Genomic DNA, 22,062 nt, shown 5'->3' with positions numbered 1-22,062 from the left:
GCGCGGGCGCAGCAGTAGCAGTAGCAGTAGCAGTAGCAGGTACGGATACACACACGGGTGCGGGTACGGGTACGGGGCAGTGGCGCGTACCCGTACGCACCCGTCGCCACCGCCGTACGCGGCGGTGGCCGGTCCGGAAGACCGGAGGGCCGGAAGACCGGAAGGTCAGTTCATTCCCTCGGCGAGGGCCTTCTCGGTGTCCGCCCGGACGGCGGCGACAGAGGTTTCGGGCAGCGGGAACCGGGGCGGCCTGGTGGGGCCACCGTGCCATCCGACGCGATCCATCGACGCCTTGATCGCCTGGACGAACTCCGGCTTGGAGTCCCAGCGCAGCAAGGGGTGCAACCGCCGGTAGAGCGGCAGCGCGGTCTCCAGGTCTCCGGCGACGGCGGCTCGGTACAACGTGACACAGCTCTCGGGCAGCATGTTGGGACAGCCCGCGATCCAGCCGACAGCTCCCGCCAGGGCCAGTTCGAGCAGGACGTCGTCGGCGCCCACGAGGACATCGAGACCGGGGGCCAGTTCCGCGATCTCGTACGCACGGCGCACATCACCGCTGAACTCCTTCACCGCGACGATGCTGCCCTCCTGGTGGAGGCGGGCCAGCAGTGCGGGTGAGAGATCCACTTTGGTGTCGTACGGGTTGTTGTACGCGACGACCGGCAGGCCGGCTTCGGCGACCGCGGCGTAGTGGGCGCCGATCGCCGTGTCGTCGCAGCGGTAACCGTTGGGAGGCAGCAGCAGAACGGATCCGGCGCCCGCGTCCGCGGCCTGTTCGGCCCAGCGCCGTGATTCGTCGCTTCCGTAGGCGGAGACCCCGGGCATGACCCGGGCACCGTCGCCCGCGGCCTCCACGGCCACCCGGACCATGCGGTCGCGCTCGTCGTCGGTGAGCGTCTGGTACTCCCCCAGGGAGCCGTTGGGGACCACACCGTCGCAGCCTGCCGCGATGAGGCGGCTGACATGTTCGCCGTACGCGTCGAAGTCGACGGACCGGTCCTCCCTCAGAGGCAGCGGCGTCGCGACCATGATCCCGTGCCACGGACGGGACCGGAGAGGGGTGTGCGTGTCGTTCGTCTGCATCAGGACTCCTTGAGAAGAGATGTGACATGTCACTGGTGACCGCGGTCCGGGGTGCGAGGCGGGGCCGGGTGTGGGTGTGACAGGAGGCGTGGCAGGGGGTGTGGCCTCAGCCCGCCGTCCCGGACTTGTGCGGTTCGCCGGCCAGCGCGGACAGGAGAACCGGGCACGCCAGGGGCCGCCTTCCGGGACCCGCCCCGCCGGCCGCCGGGCCGACGAGTTCCCGTACCGCGAATCCGCAGGTCTGCCCCTGGCACCAGCCCATTCCGGCCCGGGTGAGGAGCTTGACCGTACGGGCGTCCCCGGCGCCCAGTTCGGAGACCGACGTCAGGATCCGCCCGGCGGAGACCTCTTCGCAGCGGCAGACCTCCGTATCGCCGGACAGCCACTGCCGCCAGCCGGGACGTGGCCGGTGTACGGCGCCCATGAGCTCGGCGAACCGGCGCATCCGGGTCCGGGCCCGGTGCAGCGCCACCGCCCGCCTGCCCTGTGCTCCGCCGCGGAACACCTCTTCCGGGCAGGCCTGGCGGGCCACCGAGAGAGCAGCCAGTTCGCCCTCGATCAGGGCCAGTTGCACCCCTCCGATGCCCCCCGTCTCCCCCGCCGTCCAGACCCCGGGCACGGTGGTGCGCAACTGCGCGTCCACGACCACCCCATGGGTGCCGTCAGCACGCTCGCGGGTTGCGCAGCCCAGCGCGGTGGCCAGTTCGATGCGCGGCTCCAGCCCATGGCCGAGGGCCACGGCATCGCAGGCGTGGCGGCGCTCCGTGCCCGGCACCGGCCGCCAGTCCCGGTCCAGACGGCTGACGGTGACACCCTCCACCCGGTGACCGCCGTGCACCGCCGTCACCGCGCTGTGCGTCCGGATACGCACCCCGTGGCACAGCAGTTGGAACGCGTTCCGGGCACCTTCCGCGGCCTTGGCCGGGTTGGCCGCCAGGGTTGCCGGGGCCCGCGCGTAGGACTCGTACCCCGCCGCCTCGACGAGCAGCGGGACCTCGGCCCCGGCCCGGACCAGGGAGACCGCGACCGCCTGGAGCAGTGGGCCGCTGCCCGCGACGACGATCCGCCGGCCCGGCAGAACCAGGCCGGACTTGAGCATGGCCTGCGCCCCCGCGGCACCGACGACACCCGGTGTGGTCCAGCCCGGCGACGGCAGATGCCGCTCGTGCGATCCGGTGGCGATGAGCAGCCTGTGCGCGTCGACCTCCGTCCGGACGTCTCCCTCGGTCCCGGTCAGCGCATGCAGCCGCCACCGGCCGTCCGCCCGTTCGACGGTCCAGACCTGGTGCCGCGCGAGGTGCCGTATCCGTCCGGTGTGTATGTGCCGGTCGAACCGCGCGGCGAGACCGGTGAACACCGGCCAGCCGTGGTGCAGGGCCTCGGGCCGGGTGGCCCCGAGCCCCGGTTCCGGGGAGCGGTAGAACTGCCCGCCGGGGCGCGCGGCCGCGTCCAGTACGGTCACATCGACTCCGTGGTCGGCCGCGGTCACCGCCGCCGCCATCCCGGCGGGCCCGGCGCCCACCACCGCCAGTCCGGCCGCCCCGCCGGAAGAGGGGTCCGCCTCCGGTGCCGTTGTCGGCGGTTCACCTGGTGAGCCGTCTCGCATGACCGTCCCCCTCCTGTGTGGTGATCTCGTCGCCGGGTGCGGCGGGGATCAGACAAGCCCGTTGGTTGGGGCGTCCGTTGACGGTGGCGAGGCAGTCGAAGCACGATCCGATTCCGCAGAAGGCCCCGCGCGGGCTGCCGTTCACACGGGTCGTGCGCCAGCTCAGGATTCCCGCGCCCCACAGCGCCGCGGCGATGCTCTGTCCTGGCAGGGCGCGGATCGGGCGGGAGTCGATGGAGATCGTGAACTCCAGGTCGGGTGTCGCCTCGACCAGCTCGGCCGGGGTGCGTGCGGCCGGGTGTCGCGGAAAGCGTTTCACGAGGACTCCCTTCGCCTCTGCCGTGGAATCCGACGGCGGGGCTCTTCCGAATGCCCGGACTCGTCCGACGGGCGGGACGCCTCCGGCTGGCTGGACGCTTCCGGCCGACGGGACACGGCCGATTGGCCGGGCTCCGCCAACTGGGCGTACGGTCCCTGCCGTTCGAACCGGTCCGGGCTGAACGGGCGGGCGTCCACAGCGGGTTCCTCCCCTCGGATCGCCGCCACGACGAGCTGTCCGGTGGCCGGGGCCAGGCCGATCCCCGCCCCCTCGTGACCGCAGGCGTGATAGAGGCCGGGGGCGCGGGAGTCATGGCCGATCGCGGGCAGGTGGTCGGGCAGGTAGGGGCGGAAGCCGTGGTAGGCCCGCAGCACCCGGACGTCGGCCAGGAAGGGGAAGAGAGCGGCGGCCTGGGCGGCCAGACGGCTCAGGACCGGGACGGACAGCGACCGGTCGAAGCCGACGCGCTCCCTGCTGGCTCCGATCAGCACCGGTCCGGAAGGGGTGCCTTCGACCACGGCGGACGTCTGGAGTGCGGCGGACTCGCTGGACACGCCCGCCACGTATTCCGCCGCATACACCTTGTGCCGGATCAGCTGCGGCAGGGGCTCGGTGACCAGGACGAACCCGCGTCGCGGCAGGACCGGCAGCCGCACCCCGGCCATGGCCGCCAGCTCGCCGCCCCAGGTCCCGGCGGCGTTGACCACGGCGGGGGCGCGCAGCTCGCGCCTGCCGGTCCGGACGCCCCGCACGGCGCCACCCGGCCCGGTGAGTACGGCGGTCACTTCCTCGCCGGAGTGCAGCGACGCCCCCGCGTCGCGTGCCGCACGCATCAAATGGGCTGCCGCCAGGGCTGGTTGGACCTGGACGTCCTGAGGGTAGTGGAAGCCTCCGGCGAGTCCGGGTGCCAGGTGCGGTTCGAGCCCGGCCAGCCCCTGCGAGGTGACGGGGTGCGCCTCCACCCCGGCCGCCCGCTGGTCCCGCGCCGTCGCGGTGAGCTGCGCCAGCGACTCCTCACCGGCCGCCACCACCAGTCCGCCCTTGGTCTCGTACTCGATGTCCGGCGGCAGGCGGTCGGCCAGTTCCCGCCAGAGCACGGACGACAGGAGCGCGAGATCCAGCGCCGGGCCGGGCATCTTGTCGGAGACCAGGAGGTTGCCCTCACCGGCTCCGGTGGTGCCTCCGGCCACCGGCCCCCGGTCGACGACTGCGACGGAGAGTCCGGAACGGGCCGCGTAGTAAGCGCAGGCGGAACCGACGATGCCGGCGCCGACGATGACGACATCCAGGGACTGTCTCGTGAGCACGGCAGTAATATGTCACATTGCTCAGAGGGTGCCAAGAGAGCGTGCGACAGGGAGATTTCGGCGGTTGACGGGCTATCGGAAGTCCTCACCGGGCATGCCCTCGCGTGACGTTCCACGCGCACAGATCCGGAGGCACCCGATGCATGACGACCGCTCCCTGGTGGAGGGCCGCCTCGAACGAGCGCTCCACCAGTTCATCCGCCCCGCGCAGTACGCGGCCCGCACCCCGCTGGCCCTGTCCGTCTGGCACGCCCCGGGCGAACCCGTGCCCGTGGCCGAGGCCCTCCAAAGGACGTACGAGCCCTTCACCACCGGTACGGAGTGGGGCAAACCCTGGTCCACCAGCTGGTTCCGGCTCGAAGGGACGGTGCCCGGAGAGTGGGCCGGGCGCCGGGTGGAAGTGGTCGTCGATCCCGGGTTCTCCGGCCAGGGGCCGGGATTCCAGGCGGAGGGCATGCTGTACGACACCTCCGGCGTCCCGCTCAAGGGCATCCACCCGCGCAACCGCCACCTCACCGTCGCCGGAGCGGCGGCGGGCGGTGAACGGGTCGCGCTGCTCCTGGAGGCGGCGGCCAATCCCACCGTGCTGGAGCACGGCTTCGAACCGACCCCACTGGGCGACGTCCTGACGGCCGGAGACAGCCCTCTCCACCGGTTCGCCTCGGCGGACCTCGGCGTCCTCGACGAGGAGGTCTGGCATCTCGTCCTGGACATCGAGGTGTTGTCCGAGCTGACGCGGGAACTGCCCGCCGACCGTTCCAGGCACCACGAGATCCTGCGCGCGCTGGAACGGATGCTCGACGCGCTCGACCTGCACGATGTCGCGGGCACGGCGGCGGCGGGCCGGGAGGAACTGACGGAGGTGCTGTCCCGCCCCGCGTCGCCGAGCGCGCACCGTGTCTCGGCCACCGGGCACGCGCACATCGACTCGGCCTGGCTGTGGCCGCTGCGCGAGACGGTGCGCAAGGCGTCCCGGACCTTCGCCAATGTCACCGCGCTCGCCCGGGACTATCCGGAGCTGGTCTTCGCCTGTTCGCAGGCGCAGCAGTACGCCTGGGTCAAGGAGCACCAGCCGCACATCTGGGAGCGGATCAAGCAGGCGGTCGCGGACGGGCAATGGGCGCCGGTCGGTTCGATGTGGGTGGAGTCCGACGCCAATATGCCGGGCGGTGAGGCGCTGGCCCGCCAGCTCGTGCACGGCAAGCGGTTCTTCGAGGAGGAACTGGGCGTGGAGACGGAGGAGATCTGGCTGCCGGACTCCTTCGGCTACACGGCCGCGTTCCCGCAGCTGGCCCGGCTGGCCGGGGTGCGGTGGTTCCTCACCCAGAAGCTCTCGTGGAACCAGCACAACAAGATGCCGCACCACACCTTCTGGTGGGAGGGCATCGACGGGACCCGCGTGTTCACCCACTTCCCGCCGGTCGACACCTACAACGCCCAGTTCCACGCGAGCGAACTCGCCCATGCCGAGCGGAACTTCGCCGAGAAGGGGCGGGCCACCCGCTCCCTGGTGCCGTTCGGATGGGGCGACGGCGGGGGCGGGCCGACCCGCGAGATGCTGGAGAAGGCGCGCAGGCTCCGGGACCTGGAGGGATCGCCCCGGGTCGCGATCGAGAGGCCGTCGGCGTTCTTCGCGGCTGCCGAGGAGGAGTACGGGGCGCAGGCGCCCGTGTGGTCGGGCGAGTTGTATCTGGAGCTGCACCGGGCCACGTACACCACTCAGGCCAAGACCAAGCAGGGCAACCGGCGCAGTGAACACCTGCTGCGTGAGGCCGAGTTGTGGGCGACGGCGGCCGCCCTGCGGTCCCCCGGCTACCGCTACCCGTACGAAGCGCTGGACCGGGTGTGGAAGACGGTGCTGCTGCACCAGTTCCACGACATCCTGCCCGGCTCGTCGATCGCCTGGGTGCACCGCGAGGCCCGTGACACCTATGAGGAGGTACGCGCGGAGCTGGCGGACCTCGTCGCCGAAGCGGTGGCCTCGCTCGGCGCCCCGGCGGGACTGGTGGCGCTCAACTCCTCGCCGTACGCGCGGGGTCAGGTGATCGAACTGGACGCCGAGGCGGTCGGGGTGCTGCCTTCCGGAGCCCGGGTGCAGGAGCTGGGCGGTGGGCGTGCGGCCGTGGCGGTCCGTACGCCGGGGCTGGGCGCCGGGCCGCTGGACGGCTCGGCCGTTCCGGGCGAGCCGGTCACGGCGGCCGGAGCTCCGGACGAGGGGACCGTGCTCGACAATGGGCTGCTGCGGGTCACCGTCGACCGGGACGGGCTGGTCTCCTCGGTACGCGATCTGACCGCGGGGCGGGAGGTGCTGGCCCCGGGGCTGCGGGCCAATCTCCTCCAGCTGCACCCGGACCACCCCAATCACTGGGACGCCTGGGACATCGACCGGCACTACCGTCGTACCCGCACCGATCTGACCGGCGCCGACTCCGTGTCCGTGGTCGAGGAGGGGCCGCTGCGGGCGGCCGTACGGGTGGTGCGCTCCTTCGGGAGGTCCACGGTCGTGCAGGAGCTGCGCCTCTCGGCCGGGAGCCGGCAGCTCGACATCGAGACGGAGGTGGACTGGCGGGAGTCCGAGAAGGTCCTCAAGGCGGCGTTCCCGCTGGACGTCCACGCCGAACGGTCCACGGCCGAGATCCAGTTCGGCCATGTCCACCGGGCGACGCACGACAACACGGGGTGGGACGCGGCACGCTTCGAGATCTGCGCCCACCGCTGGCTGCGGGTCGCCGAACCGGGCTACGGTGTCGCGCTGCTCAACGACTCGACGTACGGCCACGAGGTGACCAGGACCCCGCACACGTCGGGGCTCGGCACGACGGTACGGCTGACGCTGCTGCGCGCCCCGCACAGCCCGGACCCGGACACCGACCTCGGCATCCACCGGTTCCGTTACGCGCTCGCCCCGGGCGCCGACGTCACCGACGCCGTACGGGAGGGGCTCGCGCTCAATCTGCCGCTCCGGGCGGCGGTGGCACCGGCCGTGCCGTCCCTCGTGGAGACCGGGCATCCGGCGGTGACGGTGGAGTCGGTGAAGCTGGCCGAGGACCGTGGCGGCGATGTGATCGTACGGCTCTACGAGTCGGCGGGCGGACGGGCCGAGGCCCGGCTCACGGTCGGGTTCCCCGTCGTCCGGGCCCACATCACCGATCTGCTGGAGCGTCCGCTGCACCCGGCGGACACCGACGGGAACGCACTCGTGCTGGCCCTGCGGCCGTTCCAGATCCTCACCGTGCGGCTGACCCCGGCGTAACGGCGGCCCGCGGCGTCACCCGCCCGCCCGCCGCCCGCCCGGCCCCGCCCCTCACGCACCTCAGGCCTCGCCCCCCGCCCTTCTCACCCCGGCGCGACCCGGAGGTGTCAGGGGCGCGGGACGTTGCGCAGGTTGGAGCGGGCCATCTGCAGCATCCGGCCCACTCCCCCGTCGAGCACGATCTTGCTGGCGGACAGCGCGAAGCCGGTCACCATGTCCGCGCTGATCCTGGGCGGGATGGAGAGGGCGTTGGGGTCGGTGACCACGTCGACGAGTGCGGGACCCTTGTGCTTGAAGGCGTCCTTGAGGGCGCCCTCCAGTTGCTTGGGCTTCTCCACCCGTACCCCGTACGCCCCGGCGGCGCGGGCGACGGCGGCGAAGTCCGGGTTCTTGTTGGTCGTGCCGAACGACGGCAGGCCCGCCACCAGCATCTCCAGTTCCACCATGCCCAGGGAGGAGTTGTTGAACAGCACCACCTTCACCGGCAGGTCGTACTGGACCAGGGTGAGGAAGTCGCCCATGAGCATGGTGAATCCACCGTCACCGGACATCGAGACGACCTGCCGGTTCCGGTCGACGAACTGGGCGCCGATGGCCTGCGGCAACGCGTTGGCCATCGAGCCGTGGCTGAACGAACCGATCACCCGGCGCTTGCCGTTGGGCGAGAGGTAGCGGGCCGCCCATACGTTGCACATCCCGGTGTCCACGGTGAACACCGCGTCGTCGTCGGCGAGTTCGTCCAGTACCGAGGCGACGTACTCCGGGTGGATCGGCACATGCTTGTCGACCTTGCGGGTGTACGCCTTGACCACGCCCTCCAGCGCGTCGGCGTGCTTCTTCAGCATCCGGTCGAGGAATTTGCGGTCGGTCTTGGGCTTCACCCGCGGTGTCAGACAGCGCAGCGTCTCGCGTACGTCGCCCCAGACGGCGAGGTCGAGCTTGGAGCGCCGCCCCAGGTGCTCGGGACGCACATCGACCTGGACGATCTTCACATCGTCCGGGAGGAAGGCGTTGTACGGGAAGTCGGTGCCCAGCAGGATGAGCAGATCGCATTCATTGGTCGCCTCGTAGGCGGCGCCGTAGCCGAGCAGCCCGCTCATCCCGACGTCGTACGGGTTGTCGTACTGGATCCACTCCTTGCCGCGCAGTGCGTGACCGACCGGGGCCTTCACCCGCTCCGCGAACTCCATCACCTCGGCATGCGCGCCCGCGGTGCCACTGCCGCAGAACAGCGTCACCCGTCTGGCCTCGTCGACCATCCGGCAGAGCTTGTCGATCTCCTCGTCCCCCGGCCGCACCGAGGGCCGCGAGGTGACGAGGGCATGCTCGATCGACTTCTCCGGCGCGGGCTGCGACGCGATGTCACCCGGCATGGAGACGACGCTGACGCCGCCGCGTCCGATCGCGTGCTGAATGGCCGTCTGGAGCAGCCGGGGCATCTGCTGCGGGTTGGAGATCATCTCGTTGTAGTGGCTGCACTCCTGGAAGAGCAGCTCCGGATGGGTCTCCTGGAAGTAGCCGAGCCCGATCTCGCTGGAGGGAATGTGCGAGGCGAGGGCGAGCACCGGGGCCATGGAGCGGTGGGCGTCGTAGAGACCGTTGATGAGGTGCAGATTGCCGGGGCCGCACGAGCCGGCGCAGGCGGCCAGGCTGCCGGTGATCTGGGCCTCGGCACCGGCGGCGAACGCCGCGGTCTCCTCGTGCCGGACCTGGATCCAGTCGATGGCCGCGTTACGCCGGATGGCGTCGACCACCGGGTTCAGGCTGTCGCCGACCACCCCGTACAGACGCTTGACCCCCGCCCTGACGAGGATGTCGACGAACTGCTCCGACACGTTCTGCTTGGCCATGGGTGCGCACCCTCTCTGCCGTGTGCTCCGTGCACGCTCGGCTTACCGGACTCCGGAGAACGAAACACCGTCCGGGCGGTCTCCGGAGTCCATCAACCCACGGCACGCGGGGTTACGCCTCCCAGACGGCCGCGCTCGTACGGTCGTCGGCGTACCCCTTCACCCTGAGCTGGGTGTCCGCGAGGAAGGCGGGCAGTCCCGGTGGGCCGGGCCGGGCCCAGCGCTCGGCGAGCTCCGCGGCGAGCGCCGGCTCCCCGCGCATCGGCTCGGCGAGCCCGTTGCCGCACAGCAGGAGCGTGTCCCCGGGGCGGGCCACGGAGGCCCGGAACCGGAAGGGCTCGGCCCCCGGGGCGTCCTCGGCCCGCTCACGGCCGTCCGGGGGGAGCGCGATCCGCGGCTCCAGGTCGTGCCAGGCGCCGTCCCGGAGCCGGAAGAGCCCACCGCTCCCGACGCCGAAGAAGACCCGGGTACGGCACTCGGGGTCGGTGGGCAGCAGCAGGCAGCGCAGCCCCGCGGTGTACTCCTCCGGTTCGAGGCCCAGTTCGGCGGCGCGGGCGCGGAGCTTTCCGTAGGTGCGGTCGATGAGCCGGTGGAGCCCCGATTTCAGATCGCCCCGGCGCCCGGCCCGTATGTCCTCGGCGAGCCGGGCGTGACTGCGCCCGACGGCCCCGCCGATCCAGCGGCACGCCTCGGCGGCCGCGCGTTGTGTCCCGTCGGCGGTACGTGCGCCGCCGGCCACCGCGACGAGGACCAGGGCGCTCTCGCCGGACCCGAATCGGGCGGTGAGCAGGGCGTCCCGCCGGGGTTCGCCCCGGAAGCGCGCCGAGTCGCCCCGGACGGAGGCCGTGCGCAGGGTGTACGTGCCGTACCGGGCGCCGTCGAGCACGGTGTCGGGGACGAGCGCGTCCAGGTTGTGCGGCGTGGCGGCGGGCAGGGCCGCAGGGTCGGAATCGTAGGTGGGCGGCCGGTCGCCGAGGTGCCCTACGACCGGGCGGGGCGCGGGGACGACGACGGGTGCGGCGGCCGCGTCGGGGGCGGGGACCACGTCGGGTGCGGCGGCCGCGACAGGCGCGGGGGCCGGCGCCGGTGGGTGTCCGGCGGCATCGGGCCCGGTGGCCCGGCGGGGCAGCGGCGGTCGGGACGGAGGCGTCGGAGGGGGCGTCGGAGGGGGCGGGGGTGGGGGTGGGACCGGCTCGGCGAAGGTCCGCGGCTCCGGCGGTCCGGACGGCGGCTCCCAGGGAGCGCGGAACGCCATGGTCCGAAGGGGCGCCGGGGACGGCGGGGGCGCCGGGGGCGGGCCCCCTGACGTCACCGCGTCCGACACGGAGTCGAAGCGCTCGTCGAGACTGTCGGCAGCGCCGCTCGGACCGGTGTCCGGCGCGGCCTCGTCGTACAGCTTGCGCCACCAGTCGTCCTCATGGGCGGCGGGTGTCTCCCCCTGCTGACTCATGCCCCTATTGTCGACCGCGAGGCACCCGCGAAAACGGGGCATCCGGAAAACGTGGCGCGTAAAAGAGGTCCGCCGGGCGGCCCCACCCCCCAAGGGAAGGCCGCCCGGCGGACCGGTCGGTGTGTGTCCGGCAGTACGTCCGGCCAGTGCGTCCGGGTGCTACGTCCAGCCGCTTCGTCCTGCCGCGGTGATCAGCGCACCACGTACGCGTCGTTCACGGTCTGGACGACCGTGCTGCCATTGGCGTCCGTCAGTTCGGTCCTCAGGGTGACCGGTTTGCCCGACGCGCCCTTGTGGTTCACGGTCGCGGTCCAGCGCCCGCCCTGCCGGCCGGTGACGGCCTCGGACCAGGTCTCGCCACCGTCGTACGAGAAGGAGACCTTGGCGCCGGTGAGCTTGCCGGGCGTGTAGCCGGCGTGGCCGGTGACCGTGAGGCCGATGCGCTGGCCGTCCGTGGCAGGCAGCGTCTTCATCCCGTCCGACGGGACGTCGTAGCGCGGGAAGAGCATCGGGATGCTCTGCGAGTAGACATCGGCCTTCCGCTCGGAACGGAACTTCCAGGTGGTCTCCGTCGCCGTCGAGCGCTTCCACGCCGCGGCCGGCTGGCCGATCTTCGTGGTCGACATGGTGAGTTCGTACGCACGGTCCTCGGCCGGGACGGTGAACGCGCCGTACGGGTTGCCGCTGCTGCCGATCACCTCTCCGCCGCTGGAGAGCGTCATGTTGCCGATGTCGCCGAACGAGCCCTGCTCTCCGACGTGTTCGGTGTCGGACATGAACCCGGGGGCGAACCCGACCACATTGTCCTGCCGTTCACCGGCGAGGGCTTCCTTTCCTGCCGCGTCGCGCGGGGTGCCCGGTGTCAGCAGACCCCGGTACCACTCCTCGGTGCGCTTCTGTCCCGCCTCATAGGTGCGCGTCCGGTCGGTCATGAACTCGCCCCAGGGGAAGCTGGAGGAGAGCATCTTGCGCCAGGTGCTGTCGCCCGCCGAGTAGTACTCGGTGCGCTTGCCCGGTGTGGCGAGCGTGTCGAAGCCGGCGGCGGAGTAGGTGCCGCCGTACGGCCGGGTGACCAGCAGCGTGTCCACGAAGTCGGCGGCCACACCCATGGAGTCGTGCGTGGCGGTGACCGAACCGAGCTTCCTGTCGCGGACCTTGTAGGTGCGGTCCGAGGTGATCTGTCCCGTCTCGGGGAAGGCCAGGTTGTAGACGAACGGGCTGACCGCCGTCGCCTTCCAGGACACCTCGGCCGGGCCCTCGCCGAGCGCGGCGGTGAGGACGGCGGCCTCGTCGGCCGTGAGACCGAGGACCGGCAGCGGAGCCGTACCGTAGCCGGTGTTCGGCTTCCAGTCACCCGCGGCGGAGCGGTGCACCAGGAGTGCCTTGGCACTCGCGGCCTGGGCGGCACGCGCCTGGGCGGTGACACCGGCTTCCGCGACCTTCACCAGAGCGATCTTGCCCTTGACCCCGGCGGCCGCCAGCTCGGCGGCGGTGCCGGTGCCCGCGTCGACGACCTCGGCCCTGCCGGTGCCGTCCAGGTTGACGGAGCCCGTTCCCGCGGGGCGCGGGTGCAGTGCCGGACCGCCGACGAGGCTGAACCGGTCGATCTGCGGCGCGTAGGCGCGCCAGAAGCTGTCGAACTCGAAGTCGCCGTCACGGGGCTTGCCCTGGACGTCGACCAGGTAGTTCTTGATGATGCCGGTACCCGAGATGGAACCGGAGTGCAGCCAGGTGTCGTCCCACGAGCGCCCGAACGCGAGCGTGGTGGTACGGGTCTCGGTGGCGCGGTCCTCGGTCTTCACGGTGAGCTTGTGCGCCTTGCGGGCGTCCAGCACCACGGTGGTGTCCTTGGTGACGTTCAGCTGCGGCCTGGCGAGATAGCCGAGGGACTCGACGAGCTGCCCGGTGGCGTCCTTCGGGTCGGGCGAGGCGATGAAGCCGGAGACGAGGTACGCGCCGGGGCGCACCTGGTACGTCTGGTCGGCCGCGCCCTCGTTGAAGCGGCGTTCGCCGGATGACGTGTCGGTGCCGATGACGTCGAGCGAGGACACGCCGTCTGCCGGCTTGCCGGTGCGGTCGATGAGCTTGACGCGCAGGGTGACGGTCTCCGGGGCGACGTACAGGGAGAACGGGGTGGCGACCTTGACACCGTCTGCCGTGGCCAGGACCCGTCCGGTGACATCGCCGTACTGGCTGCTGTCCAGACGTGCGTCCGGGGCGAGTTCCAGCGGGACGTGGACGGTGGCGCCGGCCGGTACGGTGACGGACTTCCGGCCGAGTCCGGCGATGCCGGAGCGGACGGCCGAGCCGTCGTTGCCGGTGACGCCCGCGACCTTCAGCGACAGCTTGACCGGCTTCTTGCCGAGGTTGGTGTAGGGCACGTCGACGGAGGTGCGGTCGCTCTTGTCCTGCGGCCAGTCGAACGTGCCGCCCTGGAGCGCCGGGGAGCCGAGGACGGACGTGTCGATGGCCCGCGCGACATCGAGGCGGCCCGCGCCGGTCTCGCGTACGTCGCCGGGGACGGCGCTCTTCGCGGAGGAGACCAGGGCCGCCTTGACCTGCTGGGCGGTCCAGTCGGGGTGACGCTGCTTCACGATCGCGGCGGCGCCCGCGACATGCGGGGTGGCCATCGACGTACCGGACATCGACCGGTACGCGTACGGGCCCCGTCCGCCCGCGGCGGCGGCCGAGATGCCGACGCCGGGGGCGGCGATCTCGGGCTTGAGGGTGTGCGAGACGATCGCCGGGCCGAGGCTGGAGAAGTTCGCGGTGGAGTCGTCGCGGTCGACGGCGCCGACGGTCAGCACGCTGGGGGCGCAGCCGGGCGAGGAGACGGTGTTCAGCGTCGGACCGATGTTGCCGGCCGCGACCACGAACAGGGTGTCCTTGTTCTTCCCCAGCTCCTCCGCGGCGAGGCTCATCGGATCGGTGCAGTCGGTGGGGGCCGAGCTGCCGAGGCTCATCGAGACGACGTCGGCCTTGTTGTCGACGGCCCACTGCATACCGGCGATGATCCAGGACGCGGCACCGGAGCCGCTGTCGTTGAGGACCTTGCCGACGAGGAGGCCGGTGCCGGGCGCGACGCCCTTCTTCTTCCCGTCGCTCGCCGCGCCGGAGCCGCCGACCGTGGACAGCGTGTGGGTGCCGTGGCCCTGACGGTCGTCGGTGGAGTCGGAGTCGGTGAAGTTCTCCGAGGCGGTGATGCGGCCCTTGAGGTCCGGGTGTTCGGCGTCGGCGCCAGTGTCGAGCACGGCGACCTTGGTGCCCTTGCCGTCGTAGCCCGCGGCCCAGGCGAGGTCGGCGCCGACCTGCTTGGTCGACTTGTCGAGACTGGCTTCGACCTTGCGGTCCAGCCAGAGCTTCTCCAGCCCGGCGCCGGAGCGCGACCGGGGTGCGGTGACGTCGGCCCAGAAGGCGGCGGTCCGCTTCTTGTCCGCCTTGAGCGCGACTCCGTCGATGACATCGAGGGTCATGCCACGCTCGGCCCCGCGCGGGGTGGGCGGGGCGCCGCGTGCGGTGTCCTCGCGGTAGGTGGCGATGAGCGGGACGGTCGTGGAGTGCGCGTCGTCGTAGCCCTGGCGGATCAGTCCGGTGACGTTGAAGAGTTCCTCGTCGACCGTGCCTGCGGCGAGCGCCCCGACTGCCGTGTCCGGGTAGACGTACAGGTCCTTGCCGGACTGCCGGGTCTGGACGAGCGGTACGGTGCCGTCCTCGCGGGGCAGCGCGGTGGCGGACGAGGCCCCCGAACTGTCGGTGCTCACCAGCACCTTGTCGCCGGTGACGAGGGTCACGGTGACCGGCCCGCCGTCCTTCGCGGCGCTGGCCGCACTGCCGGTCAGCGGCTTCTTGGCGGTCGCGTCGTCCTGTGGTGCCGCCACGGACGGGGCGATCGCGGTGACGGCCAGGACGGCGACGGTTGCCGCTCCCAGTGCCGTACGCGATATCGGGCGCATCGTTCTCCCCTGATCAATCCGGAATGAAGCAGCACAAGGCATGACATTCCAGAGGTTGTTGGTGCTGCGGTGGCGCCACATTGGCAGAGGTGCCACCGGTACGGGGATGATGTGAGCGGCGGGTTTACGCCGTGGCCTCTTCCCGCCACGGCCGGTCGGCCGGAGCAGGCGCGGCGATGCGCGATCACGACGCCCGGGGAGGGCCGGAGAATGCTGGGTGCGATAGGTCTCGACGAGATCCAGGAGGCGGCGTACCGCGCGCTCGTCGCGGCAGGGGCCGCCGAACTCTCCGATCTCGCGCACCGGCTGGCGCTTCCCGAGGCGGACACCGAGCGGGCGCTGCGCCGGCTGGAGCAGCAGGGGCTGGCGGCCCAGTCCTCGGCGAGGCCGGGACGCTGGGTGGCGGCGCCCCCGGCGGTGGCGCTGGGGGCGCTGCTGATCCAGCAGCGGCACGAGCTGGAGCAGGCGGAGCTGGCGTCGGCGCTGCTGGCCGAGGAGTACCGCGCGGAGGCGAGCGAGCCCGCGGTGCACGATCTGGTGGAGGTCGTGACCGGGGCGCGCGCGGTCGCGCACCGTTTCCATCAGTTGCAGCTGGGGGCGACCTCGGAGGTCTGCGCCCTGGTCACCGGGAATCCGATCGCGGTGAGCGGTATGGACAACGAGTCCGAGGAGCGGGCGGCGACGCGCGGGGTGTCCTTCCGGGTGGTCGTGGAGCGCGAGGTGCTGTCGCTGCCGTCCGGGATCATGGAGCTGTCGGCCGCGCTGAGCCGTGACGAGCAGTGCCGGGTGGTGGACCGGGTACCGACGAAGCTGGTCGTCGCGGACGGCGGGCTGGCGATGGTGCCGCTGACCGGGCGCGGTGCGGAGCCTGCCGCCCTGGTCGTTCATGCCAGCGGTCTTCTGGAGTCGCTGATGGGGCTCTTCGAGGCGGTGTGGCGGGAGGCGATGCCGCTGCGGCTGGGCGAGTCCGGCTGGGTGCGCGAGGACGGGGTTGGGCCCGATCCGACGGATCTGGAGATCCTGTCGCTGCTGCTGGCGGGGCTGACGGACGCGAGTGTGGCGAAGCAGTTGGAGCTGGGGCTGAGGACCGTTCAGCGCCGGGTGAAGGGGCTGATGGAGCTGACCGGGGTGTCGACCCGGCTCCAGCTGGGCTGGCACGCGTACGAACGGGGCTGGGTGTCGCGCACCCCGCGCGTCTGAGACGGCCGGCGGGCCCCGGGCGTACGCGGGCGGGTACGGGAGTCCGCGCAGGTGGCGGGGGCTGTGCTGACGGGCGGGAGCCGCCGGTCTCCGGCAGGCTGGTGGGATGAGTGTGTGGCAGCTCGTCGCCGTCGGCCTGGTCATGCTGCTCGGGCTGGTCGGTGTGCTGGTGCCGGGCGTGCCGGGGCAGGCGATCGTGTGGGCCGCGGTGCTGTGGTGGGCGCTGGCGGACACGACTCCGGTCGCCTGGAGCGTACTGATCGGCGCAACGGCCGTACTGCTGCTGAACCAGGCCCTGAGACCTCTGCTGCCACCGCGGCGCCCCGGCGAGTCGGGAGCGCCCCGCAAGACGTTGATGATCGGCGGGGTGACCGCGATCGTGGGGTTCTTCGTGCTGCCGGTGGTGGGCGGGATCCTGGGGTACGTCGGTGCGATCTACGGCGCCGAGCGGCTACGGCTCGGCAGCCGGGGCGCGGGCTGGACGTCGGTCCGCTCAGTGATGCGGGCGACCGGTTTCTCGGTACTGGTGGAGCTGTTCGCCTGCCTGCTGGTCGCCGGGGCGTGGCTGGGCGCGGTGCTCTGGGGCTGAGCCCCGGGTCCGCGGTGGACGCCCCGCGCTGGGGCTCGCCTGCCTGAACCGGCGGGCGGGCCAGCACGGCCGCGGCCTCGCACAGCCGCGGCGTCACCGCTCTTCGAGCTCCAGATGGCGTACGGCGTACGAGCGCCAGGGCCGCCAGGACCGCCGCGCCCCGCCGTCCGGCGCCCCGTCCGGCGCCCCGCCCTGGTCAGGGTCCGCGTCCGGATCGACGTCAGGATCGATGTCGGGGTCGCCGAGTGCCCGCATCCGGATCAGCGCCGCGCTGCGCGGGTCCATCCCCGGCAGCCGGCGCAGCGCCGCTTCCGCCTCGTCCCGGTCCGCGCCGGCGTCCAGCCGTACGCCGCCGTCGGCCAGCGCCGCCGCCAGCGCCACCAGCGCGGGTTCCACCGGGGCACCGGCCAGCACGCCCGGCTCGGGAAACACATGGGTGAGCCCGCCGCACGGCACATCCAGCACCTTGCCGTACCGCTCCACCAGCTCCTCCGCCCGCGCACGCCCCACCAGCGTCCGTACGGCGAACTCCTCCGGGTCCACGGTCCCCGGCGACCGCAGCCCCGGCCGCGCGGCGACGAGCGGTGCGAGCCGGGGGTGAGCGCCGAGCGCCTCGTCGACGGCGTACGGATCGGCGTCCAGATCCAGGAGCCGGCGCAGCCGCTGCACGGCGGTGGTGAGGTCGCGCAGATCGGTCAGCTGGATCCGGGCCTGGAGCCACGGCCCCGGCGACGCCTCGTCGACGGCGACGATGCCCGTCCCGTACGGCAGCCGGAGCGTGCGGCGGTAGGTGCGGTGACCGGGCGTCCCGCTGATCTCCTCGATCCGTGCCACGGTCGTGGAGCCGAGCAGGTCGAACATCTCCCGCGCGGCGTACGGGCCCCGGTGGGCGAGCCGGAGCGGTATCCCGGCCCGGCGGCCCTCCCGCTCCGCCGCCCCCAGGCCCGTACCGGCCTCGGTCCGCAGTGCGCTGGGCGTACGGGCGTAGATCTGCCGGATCGTGTCGTTGAACTGGCGCACACTGGCGAAGCCGGACGCGAAGGCGATCTCGGTGACCGGCAGGCCGGTGGTCTGGAGGAGCAGCCGGGCGGTGTGCGCACGCTGGGCGCGGGCGAGCGCGACGGGCCCGGCCCCCAGCTCGGCGTTGAGCTGACGCTGGACCTGCCGCGGGCTGTAGCCGAGGCGTCCGGCGAGACCGGGGACGCCCTCCCGGTCCACCACGCCGTCGCTGATCATCCGCACGGCCCGGCCGGCCATATCGGCGCGGACGTTCCACTCGGCCGAGCCGGGGACGGCGTCCGGACGACAGCGCCGGCAGGCCCGGAAGCCGTGGCGCTGGGCGGCTGCCGCGGTCGGGTAGAACCGGACGTTCTCGCGCTTGGGGGTGACGGCGGGGCAGCTCGGCCGGCAGTAGATGCCGGTGGTCGCGACGGCGAAGAAGAACTCTCCGTCGAACCGTGCGTCGCGGCTGCTCACCGCCTCGTACCTGCTCTCTTCGTCCATCACACCGTCCAGTGTGCGGCAGCCCCCGCTGCCGCACTCGCGGTATTCGGACATCGAACCACCGGCCCCGGGACCGCCGGACCCGGCCCGGGTGGCGGTGACTACCGCACCCGGCCGCGCTTGGCCTGCATCGCCGCCCGCCCCTCCGCGCCCTTGCGCTTCCAGTCCCGCAGGATCTCGGAGCGCATCCGGGCATCGGTCTTGGCGACGATGCGCTGGTTCTCGCGCAGCAGCTTGCGGTAGCTGTCGAGGCGCCGCTCGGGCAGCGTTCCGTCCTCGAGCGCGCCGAGCACCGCGCAGCCGGGCTCGGCCTCGTGGGCGCAGTCGTGGAACCGGCACTGCCGCGCCAGGTCCTCGATCTCCGAGAAGACCTGGCCCACCCCCTGTTCCGCGTCCCACAGCCCGACGCCGCGCAGCCCGGGGGTGTCGATGAGGACACCGCCGTGCGGCAGCACGAGCAGGTTGCGGGTCGTGGTGGTGTGCCGGCCCTTGCCGTCGACGTCGCGGGCGGCCCGCACCGTCATGACGTCCTCGCCGAGCAGGGTGTTGGCGAGGGTCGACTTGCCCGCGCCGGAGATCCCGAGCAGCACGCTCGTGCCGCCGGAGACGACGGCGGAGAACACATCGAGTCCCTCGCCGGTGGCGGAGCTGACCGGCAGTACCTGGACTCCGGGCGCGATGGACTCGACGTCCTCGACGAGGTGGGACAGCGTGGCCACGTCCGGGACCAGGTCGCACTTGGTGAGCAGCACGATCGGCTGGGGATCGGTCTCCCCGGCCGTGGATCCGTCCCGCAGCAGCGCGTCACCGCTGGAGCTGGACATGGCGAGCGCGAGGAAGCGCTCAAGACGCCCGAGGTCGAGTTCGACGGCGAGCGAGACACAGATGGCGATGTGATCGATGTTGGTGGCGAGCACCTGTCCCTCGGAACGCTGCGAGGACGTCGAGCGCACAAAGGCGGTACGCCGCGGCAGCAGCGTCCGTACGAACAGGGGGTCGCCGTGGGGATCGACAGCCACCCAGTCCCCGGTGCAGACGATCCGCATCGGGTCGCGGGGCACCACGAACGCGGTGTCCGCACGGAGTGTGCCGTCGGGAGTGACCACGTCGCACTGACCGCGGTCCACCCGCACCACGCGGCCGGGCAGGAGTCCCTGTTCGGCGTACGGGGCGAAAGCGTCCGCCCAGTCGTCGTCCCAGCCGTAGGGAGCCAGCGGGTGCGACGAGGACGGGACGGAAGGAATCGGGAAAGACAAGGGGGAACCCTTCACAAGGGTGGCCCCGGCACCGCGCGCTCGGCGCGGGAGGTTCGGAAGAAGGTCAGCCGGTGGCCACGGGGGTGAGAACGATGCTCATCTGGTTGTGGGCAGTGCCCATCGCAATGACAGTCATCAATGTCCTCACCTCCTGGTTCCTCACGTAGGTCGCCCCGCGGCGCGGAACGTCGCCCACCATAGCCCGGCCCCGCCCGGCACCGTCAACAGCTTTTCCCGGGCCCGGCGGGAGAGGACGCTGGCCGGTTCGGCGCCCGACCGCGGCCGGACCGCGAGGGGACGGCAACCGGAACGGGCCCGGAATCGGGTTCGCGCCGGGGTGCCGGCCGGAGATATCACTCAATCTCCCTCGATCAGGTGATACGCATGTACATCGACCGGTCTCGGGCCGTTAGGGTGCCGAGCATGACCTCACCCCAGACCGCCACCGGCACGTTCACACAAGCCCAGTTGGGCACCCAGATCCTGATCGGCTGGAGCGGCGAACACCCCGACCAGGGCCATGACGTCGCCTTCCTTCTCACCTATTCGCTGGGCGACGGGCAGGACGGCCCGGAGGCCGGGGAGGCCGCCCTGCGTGTGGCCCTGGAGCGCGCGGGCCTCCAGGTCGGCGGAGGCGTTCAGGACGCCTCCGAGACGCCGGGCATCCAGGCGAAGCTCCTCGTCCAGGCCGGTCAGGCCGTCCTGACGCTTCCTCACTTCAAGGCCCAGTACACCGTCCCCGCGGAGTGGCTGGCCGCCGCCGAGGCGCAGGGTCAGGTGTACGTGATGTTCGCGACCCGCCCCTGGCCCGAGGCCGTGCCCGGACAGCCCGTCAGCGAGGAGCAGTTGCGGGGCTTCGCGGCGAACCCGGAGGTCGTGAGCACGGCCGCCCACTGCCTCCTCCCTGTACGCGCCCTGGGCTGAACCCTCCCCCGCACCGTCCGCCCGCGACGATGCCCACCACCCCCCGTGGAGTGGTGGGCATCGTCGTGTGCGGTGCCGGGGCACATGAGTACGGGCGGCCCCGAGGGAGAACCCTCCGGGCCGCCCGCGCTCAGCGGTGTCAGTTGTTGCCGACGCCGTTGCCCGAGAGGACCGGGATGTCGTCCAGGACGTGCGACAGCGGCTCGTCGCCCTTGGCCTGGGTGGAGTTGTCGGCGCACTGCTGGTTCTGCGGGTTGGACAGGACGTTGATGTCCTGAACCGTGATCGGCACCAGGCCGATGAGCGAACCGACATTGGCCTTGGCCGGGAGACCGATGCAGAGCTTGTTCAGGGTGCCCTGGACGAGCTGGTTCTGCGGGCTCCAGTCACCGTGCGTGGCGGCGTTGCCAAAGGCCTGCGTGGCACCGTTGCCGTTGAGCGTGGTGGTGCCACCGTCGTTGCCGATCGCCATGGCCGTGGGGGCCGCGGCTGCGGACAGACCGATCAGGGACACAGCCACTGCCGCGCCGGCCATCATCTTCTTCATCAAGCTTCACCTTTCGGAGCGTTCCGTTGTGGAACGTACTGATCAACCCCCGCCGGAGCCATCGGTTCCGCACTACCACTCAAATGGGTGTGATCCGGCGTGAGGTCGACGCGGCGCGGTCATGTCCCGGTGATCTCGTGCGATGTGCGCGCCGCCGGGACGAGGCCGCCCCGGACCACCGCGGGCTCATGGGACGCGGCCGGCCCGGAGCCTCGCCCGGCCGCCCGCCACTCGGCGACCAGCCGGTCGTAGATCGGTGTGCTGTCCTGTGCGGGCTGTTGTCCGCCCCGCGATGGTCGACTGTCGTACTCATCCATGGAGAGGCCCTACCCGCGTGCGGCGGAACCGTCAGCCGCTGCTGCGGCATCCGGCCCAACCACGCACCGCCCGGCCCCGCACCGCCCTGTCACGCGCCGCCCTGTCACGCGCCGTACACCGGGCGCGGAGTTCACCCACGACGGAGGCTTCGCTCACGACAAAGGGGCCAGCGCATCCGGGCGACCGAGGAACTGTCGCTGTGCGGATGGACTGGCCCCACCTGTGGTCAGGCGTTGCGGACAGGCAGATTCCGGGCCGCTCCCCGGGAGTTCGGAGAAGTCAGCGGCGAGGGACCGGAGTTACGCGGCCTCAGTTGTTGCCGACACCATTGCCCGAGAGGATCGGGATGTTGTCCAGGATGTGCGACAGGGCCTCGTCGCCCTTGGCCTGGGTGGAGTTCTCGGTGCACTGCTGGTTCTGCGGCGACGACAGGACGTTGAGGTCCTGGACCGTGATCGGCACCAGGCCGATGAGCGAACCGAGGTTGGCCTTGGCCGGGAGGGCGATGCAGGGCTTGTTGAGCGAGCCCTGGATGAGCGCGAACTGCGGGCTCCAGTCACCGTGGGTGGCGGAGTTGCCGTAGGACTGCATGGCGCCGTTGCCGTTGATCGACGTGGTGCCGCCGTCATTGCCGATGGCCATGGCGGAGGGGGCAGCCGCAGCGGAGACACCGACGACCGAGGCAGCGACCGCCGCCGAGGCCAGAATCTTCTTGATCATAAAAAAGCCCTTCTGGGAAATTCTTGTGCCCGCCTATCCGGAGCGTCCTGACCAACTCTGTCCGGCGGGAATGGGTTGTGCTCATTCACTCGAACGATTCCACTGCCTCACGGAAATTCGAAAGGACTCCTGCGAGGCAGCGGGCATCGGAGGGAAGGTGAAGCGGTGGGGAAGTGATGCCGTA

The 22,062-nt window shown here is 71.8% G+C and carries 16 protein-coding genes; 4 read left to right on the top strand and 12 right to left on the bottom strand.

The window, feature by feature from the left end:
- Positions 1 to 165: 165 nt before the first annotated feature.
- The 4 genes from OHA98_RS12235 to OHA98_RS12220 form a co-directional block, all read right to left on the bottom strand.
- The gene (locus OHA98_RS12235) at positions 166 to 1,083 is read right to left on the bottom strand and encodes a dihydrodipicolinate synthase family protein (protein WP_266925128.1); all 918 of its coding nucleotides are present in this window, start codon (positions 1,081 to 1,083) and stop codon (positions 166 to 168) included.
- Between the two features lie 106 nt (positions 1,084 to 1,189).
- Entirely contained in the window at positions 1,190 to 2,689 is a 1,500-nt protein-coding gene (locus OHA98_RS12230; RefSeq protein WP_266925126.1) for an NAD(P)/FAD-dependent oxidoreductase, read from the bottom strand.
- Complete coding sequence (locus OHA98_RS12225) at positions 2,667 to 3,008, bottom strand: (2Fe-2S)-binding protein (protein ID WP_266925124.1); 342 nt, start codon at positions 3,006 to 3,008, stop codon at positions 2,667 to 2,669. Before OHA98_RS12225 ends, OHA98_RS12230 begins: the two co-directional genes overlap by 23 nt.
- A complete protein-coding gene (locus OHA98_RS12220; protein WP_266925122.1) occupies positions 3,005 to 4,315 on the bottom strand; it encodes an FAD-binding oxidoreductase in 1,311 nt (436 codons plus the stop codon). Before OHA98_RS12220 ends, OHA98_RS12225 begins: the two co-directional genes overlap by 4 nt.
- A gap of 139 nt (positions 4,316 to 4,454) precedes the next feature.
- On the opposite strand from OHA98_RS12220, the gene OHA98_RS12215 reads away from it, so the two are divergent.
- Complete coding sequence (locus tag OHA98_RS12215; RefSeq protein WP_266925120.1) at positions 4,455 to 7,568, top strand: glycoside hydrolase family 38 C-terminal domain-containing protein; 3,114 nt, start codon at positions 4,455 to 4,457, stop codon at positions 7,566 to 7,568.
- A 107-nt stretch (positions 7,569 to 7,675) separates the two neighbouring features.
- On the opposite strand, the gene OHA98_RS12210 is transcribed toward OHA98_RS12215, so the two are convergent.
- The 3 genes from OHA98_RS12210 to OHA98_RS12200 form a co-directional block, all read right to left on the bottom strand.
- Positions 7,676 to 9,418 (bottom strand): pyruvate dehydrogenase, encoded by a 1,743-nt coding sequence (locus OHA98_RS12210; protein ID WP_266925118.1) that lies wholly within the window; start codon positions 9,416 to 9,418, stop codon positions 7,676 to 7,678.
- A gap of 112 nt (positions 9,419 to 9,530) precedes the next feature.
- A complete protein-coding gene (locus tag OHA98_RS12205) occupies positions 9,531 to 10,868 on the bottom strand; it encodes a protein phosphatase 2C domain-containing protein (protein WP_266925116.1) in 1,338 nt (445 codons plus the stop codon).
- Positions 10,869 to 11,059: 191 nt separating this feature from the next.
- A complete protein-coding gene (locus OHA98_RS12200; protein WP_266925114.1) occupies positions 11,060 to 14,821 on the bottom strand; it encodes a S8 family serine peptidase in 3,762 nt (1,253 codons plus the stop codon).
- 210 nt (positions 14,822 to 15,031) lie between these two features.
- Here OHA98_RS12200 and OHA98_RS12195 point away from each other — a divergent pair, with 210 nt between their 5' ends.
- Together OHA98_RS12195 and OHA98_RS12190 are read left to right on the top strand one after the other, a co-directional pair.
- Positions 15,032 to 16,021 (top strand): LuxR family transcriptional regulator, encoded by a 990-nt coding sequence (locus OHA98_RS12195; RefSeq protein ID WP_266925112.1) that lies wholly within the window; start codon positions 15,032 to 15,034, stop codon positions 16,019 to 16,021.
- A 106-nt stretch (positions 16,022 to 16,127) separates the two neighbouring features.
- Positions 16,128 to 16,610 (top strand): DUF456 domain-containing protein, encoded by a 483-nt coding sequence (locus OHA98_RS12190; RefSeq protein ID WP_266925110.1) that lies wholly within the window; start codon positions 16,128 to 16,130, stop codon positions 16,608 to 16,610.
- Positions 16,611 to 16,703: 93 nt separating this feature from the next.
- Here the strand turns inward: OHA98_RS12190 and OHA98_RS12185 are convergent, their stop codons facing one another.
- Complete coding sequence (locus tag OHA98_RS12185) at positions 16,704 to 18,113, bottom strand: DNA-3-methyladenine glycosylase 2 family protein (protein ID WP_266927880.1); 1,410 nt, start codon at positions 18,111 to 18,113, stop codon at positions 16,704 to 16,706.
- A 101-nt stretch (positions 18,114 to 18,214) separates the two neighbouring features.
- A complete protein-coding gene (rsgA, locus tag OHA98_RS12180) occupies positions 18,215 to 19,369 on the bottom strand; it encodes a ribosome small subunit-dependent GTPase A (RefSeq protein WP_266925108.1) in 1,155 nt (384 codons plus the stop codon).
- 423 nt (positions 19,370 to 19,792) lie between these two features.
- Between rsgA and OHA98_RS12175 the strand changes: the two genes are divergently transcribed.
- Positions 19,793 to 20,293: a DUF5949 family protein gene (locus tag OHA98_RS12175; RefSeq protein WP_266925106.1), complete on the top strand. Its 501-nt coding sequence runs from the start codon at positions 19,793 to 19,795 to the stop codon at positions 20,291 to 20,293.
- 139 nt (positions 20,294 to 20,432) lie between these two features.
- Here OHA98_RS12175 and OHA98_RS12170 read toward each other — a convergent pair whose 3' ends face one another.
- The 3 genes from OHA98_RS12170 to OHA98_RS12160 form a co-directional block, all read right to left on the bottom strand.
- Positions 20,433 to 20,840 carry a rodlin gene (locus OHA98_RS12170; protein WP_323179546.1) on the bottom strand — a complete coding sequence of 136 codons (408 nt, stop codon included), beginning with the start codon at positions 20,838 to 20,840 and terminating at the stop codon, positions 20,433 to 20,435.
- A gap of 119 nt (positions 20,841 to 20,959) precedes the next feature.
- Positions 20,960 to 21,157 (bottom strand): hypothetical protein, encoded by a 198-nt coding sequence (locus OHA98_RS12165; RefSeq protein WP_266925102.1) that lies wholly within the window; start codon positions 21,155 to 21,157, stop codon positions 20,960 to 20,962.
- Between the two features lie 310 nt (positions 21,158 to 21,467).
- A complete protein-coding gene (locus OHA98_RS12160; protein WP_266925100.1) occupies positions 21,468 to 21,878 on the bottom strand; it encodes a rodlin in 411 nt (136 codons plus the stop codon).
- Between the last annotated feature and the right edge of the window lie 184 nt (positions 21,879 to 22,062).

Source organism: Streptomyces sp. NBC_00654, from assembly GCF_026341775.1.
Taxonomy (GTDB): Bacteria; Actinomycetota; Actinomycetes; order Streptomycetales; family Streptomycetaceae; genus Streptomyces.
Note: the sequence above shows the minus strand (reverse complement) of the source record. Positions and strands in the feature narration are given on the sequence as shown.

Coding starts and splice junctions, on each gene's coding strand:
- OHA98_RS12165 (WP_266925102.1), bottom strand. CDS start 21,157: ATGGATGAGTACGACAGTCGACCATCGCGGGGCGGACAACAGCCCGCA.
- OHA98_RS12210 (WP_266925118.1), bottom strand. CDS start 9,418: ATGGCCAAGCAGAACGTGTCGGAGCAGTTCGTCGACATCCTCGTCAGG.
- OHA98_RS12205 (WP_266925116.1), bottom strand. CDS start 10,868: ATGAGTCAGCAGGGGGAGACACCCGCCGCCCATGAGGACGACTGGTGG.
- OHA98_RS12175 (WP_266925106.1), top strand. CDS start 19,793: ATGACCTCACCCCAGACCGCCACCGGCACGTTCACACAAGCCCAGTTG.
- OHA98_RS12170 (WP_323179546.1), bottom strand. CDS start 20,840: ATGAAGAAGATGATGGCCGGCGCGGCAGTGGCTGTGTCCCTGATCGGT.
- OHA98_RS12235 (WP_266925128.1), bottom strand. CDS start 1,083: ATGCAGACGAACGACACGCACACCCCTCTCCGGTCCCGTCCGTGGCAC.
- OHA98_RS12185 (WP_266927880.1), bottom strand. CDS start 18,113: ATGGACGAAGAGAGCAGGTACGAGGCGGTGAGCAGCCGCGACGCACGG.
- OHA98_RS12230 (WP_266925126.1), bottom strand. CDS start 2,689: ATGCGAGACGGCTCACCAGGTGAACCGCCGACAACGGCACCGGAGGCG.
- OHA98_RS12160 (WP_266925100.1), bottom strand. CDS start 21,878: ATGATCAAGAAGATTCTGGCCTCGGCGGCGGTCGCTGCCTCGGTCGTC.
- OHA98_RS12195 (WP_266925112.1), top strand. CDS start 15,032: ATGCTGGGTGCGATAGGTCTCGACGAGATCCAGGAGGCGGCGTACCGC.
- OHA98_RS12215 (WP_266925120.1), top strand. CDS start 4,455: ATGCATGACGACCGCTCCCTGGTGGAGGGCCGCCTCGAACGAGCGCTC.
- OHA98_RS12190 (WP_266925110.1), top strand. CDS start 16,128: ATGAGTGTGTGGCAGCTCGTCGCCGTCGGCCTGGTCATGCTGCTCGGG.
- OHA98_RS12200 (WP_266925114.1), bottom strand. CDS start 14,821: ATGCGCCCGATATCGCGTACGGCACTGGGAGCGGCAACCGTCGCCGTC.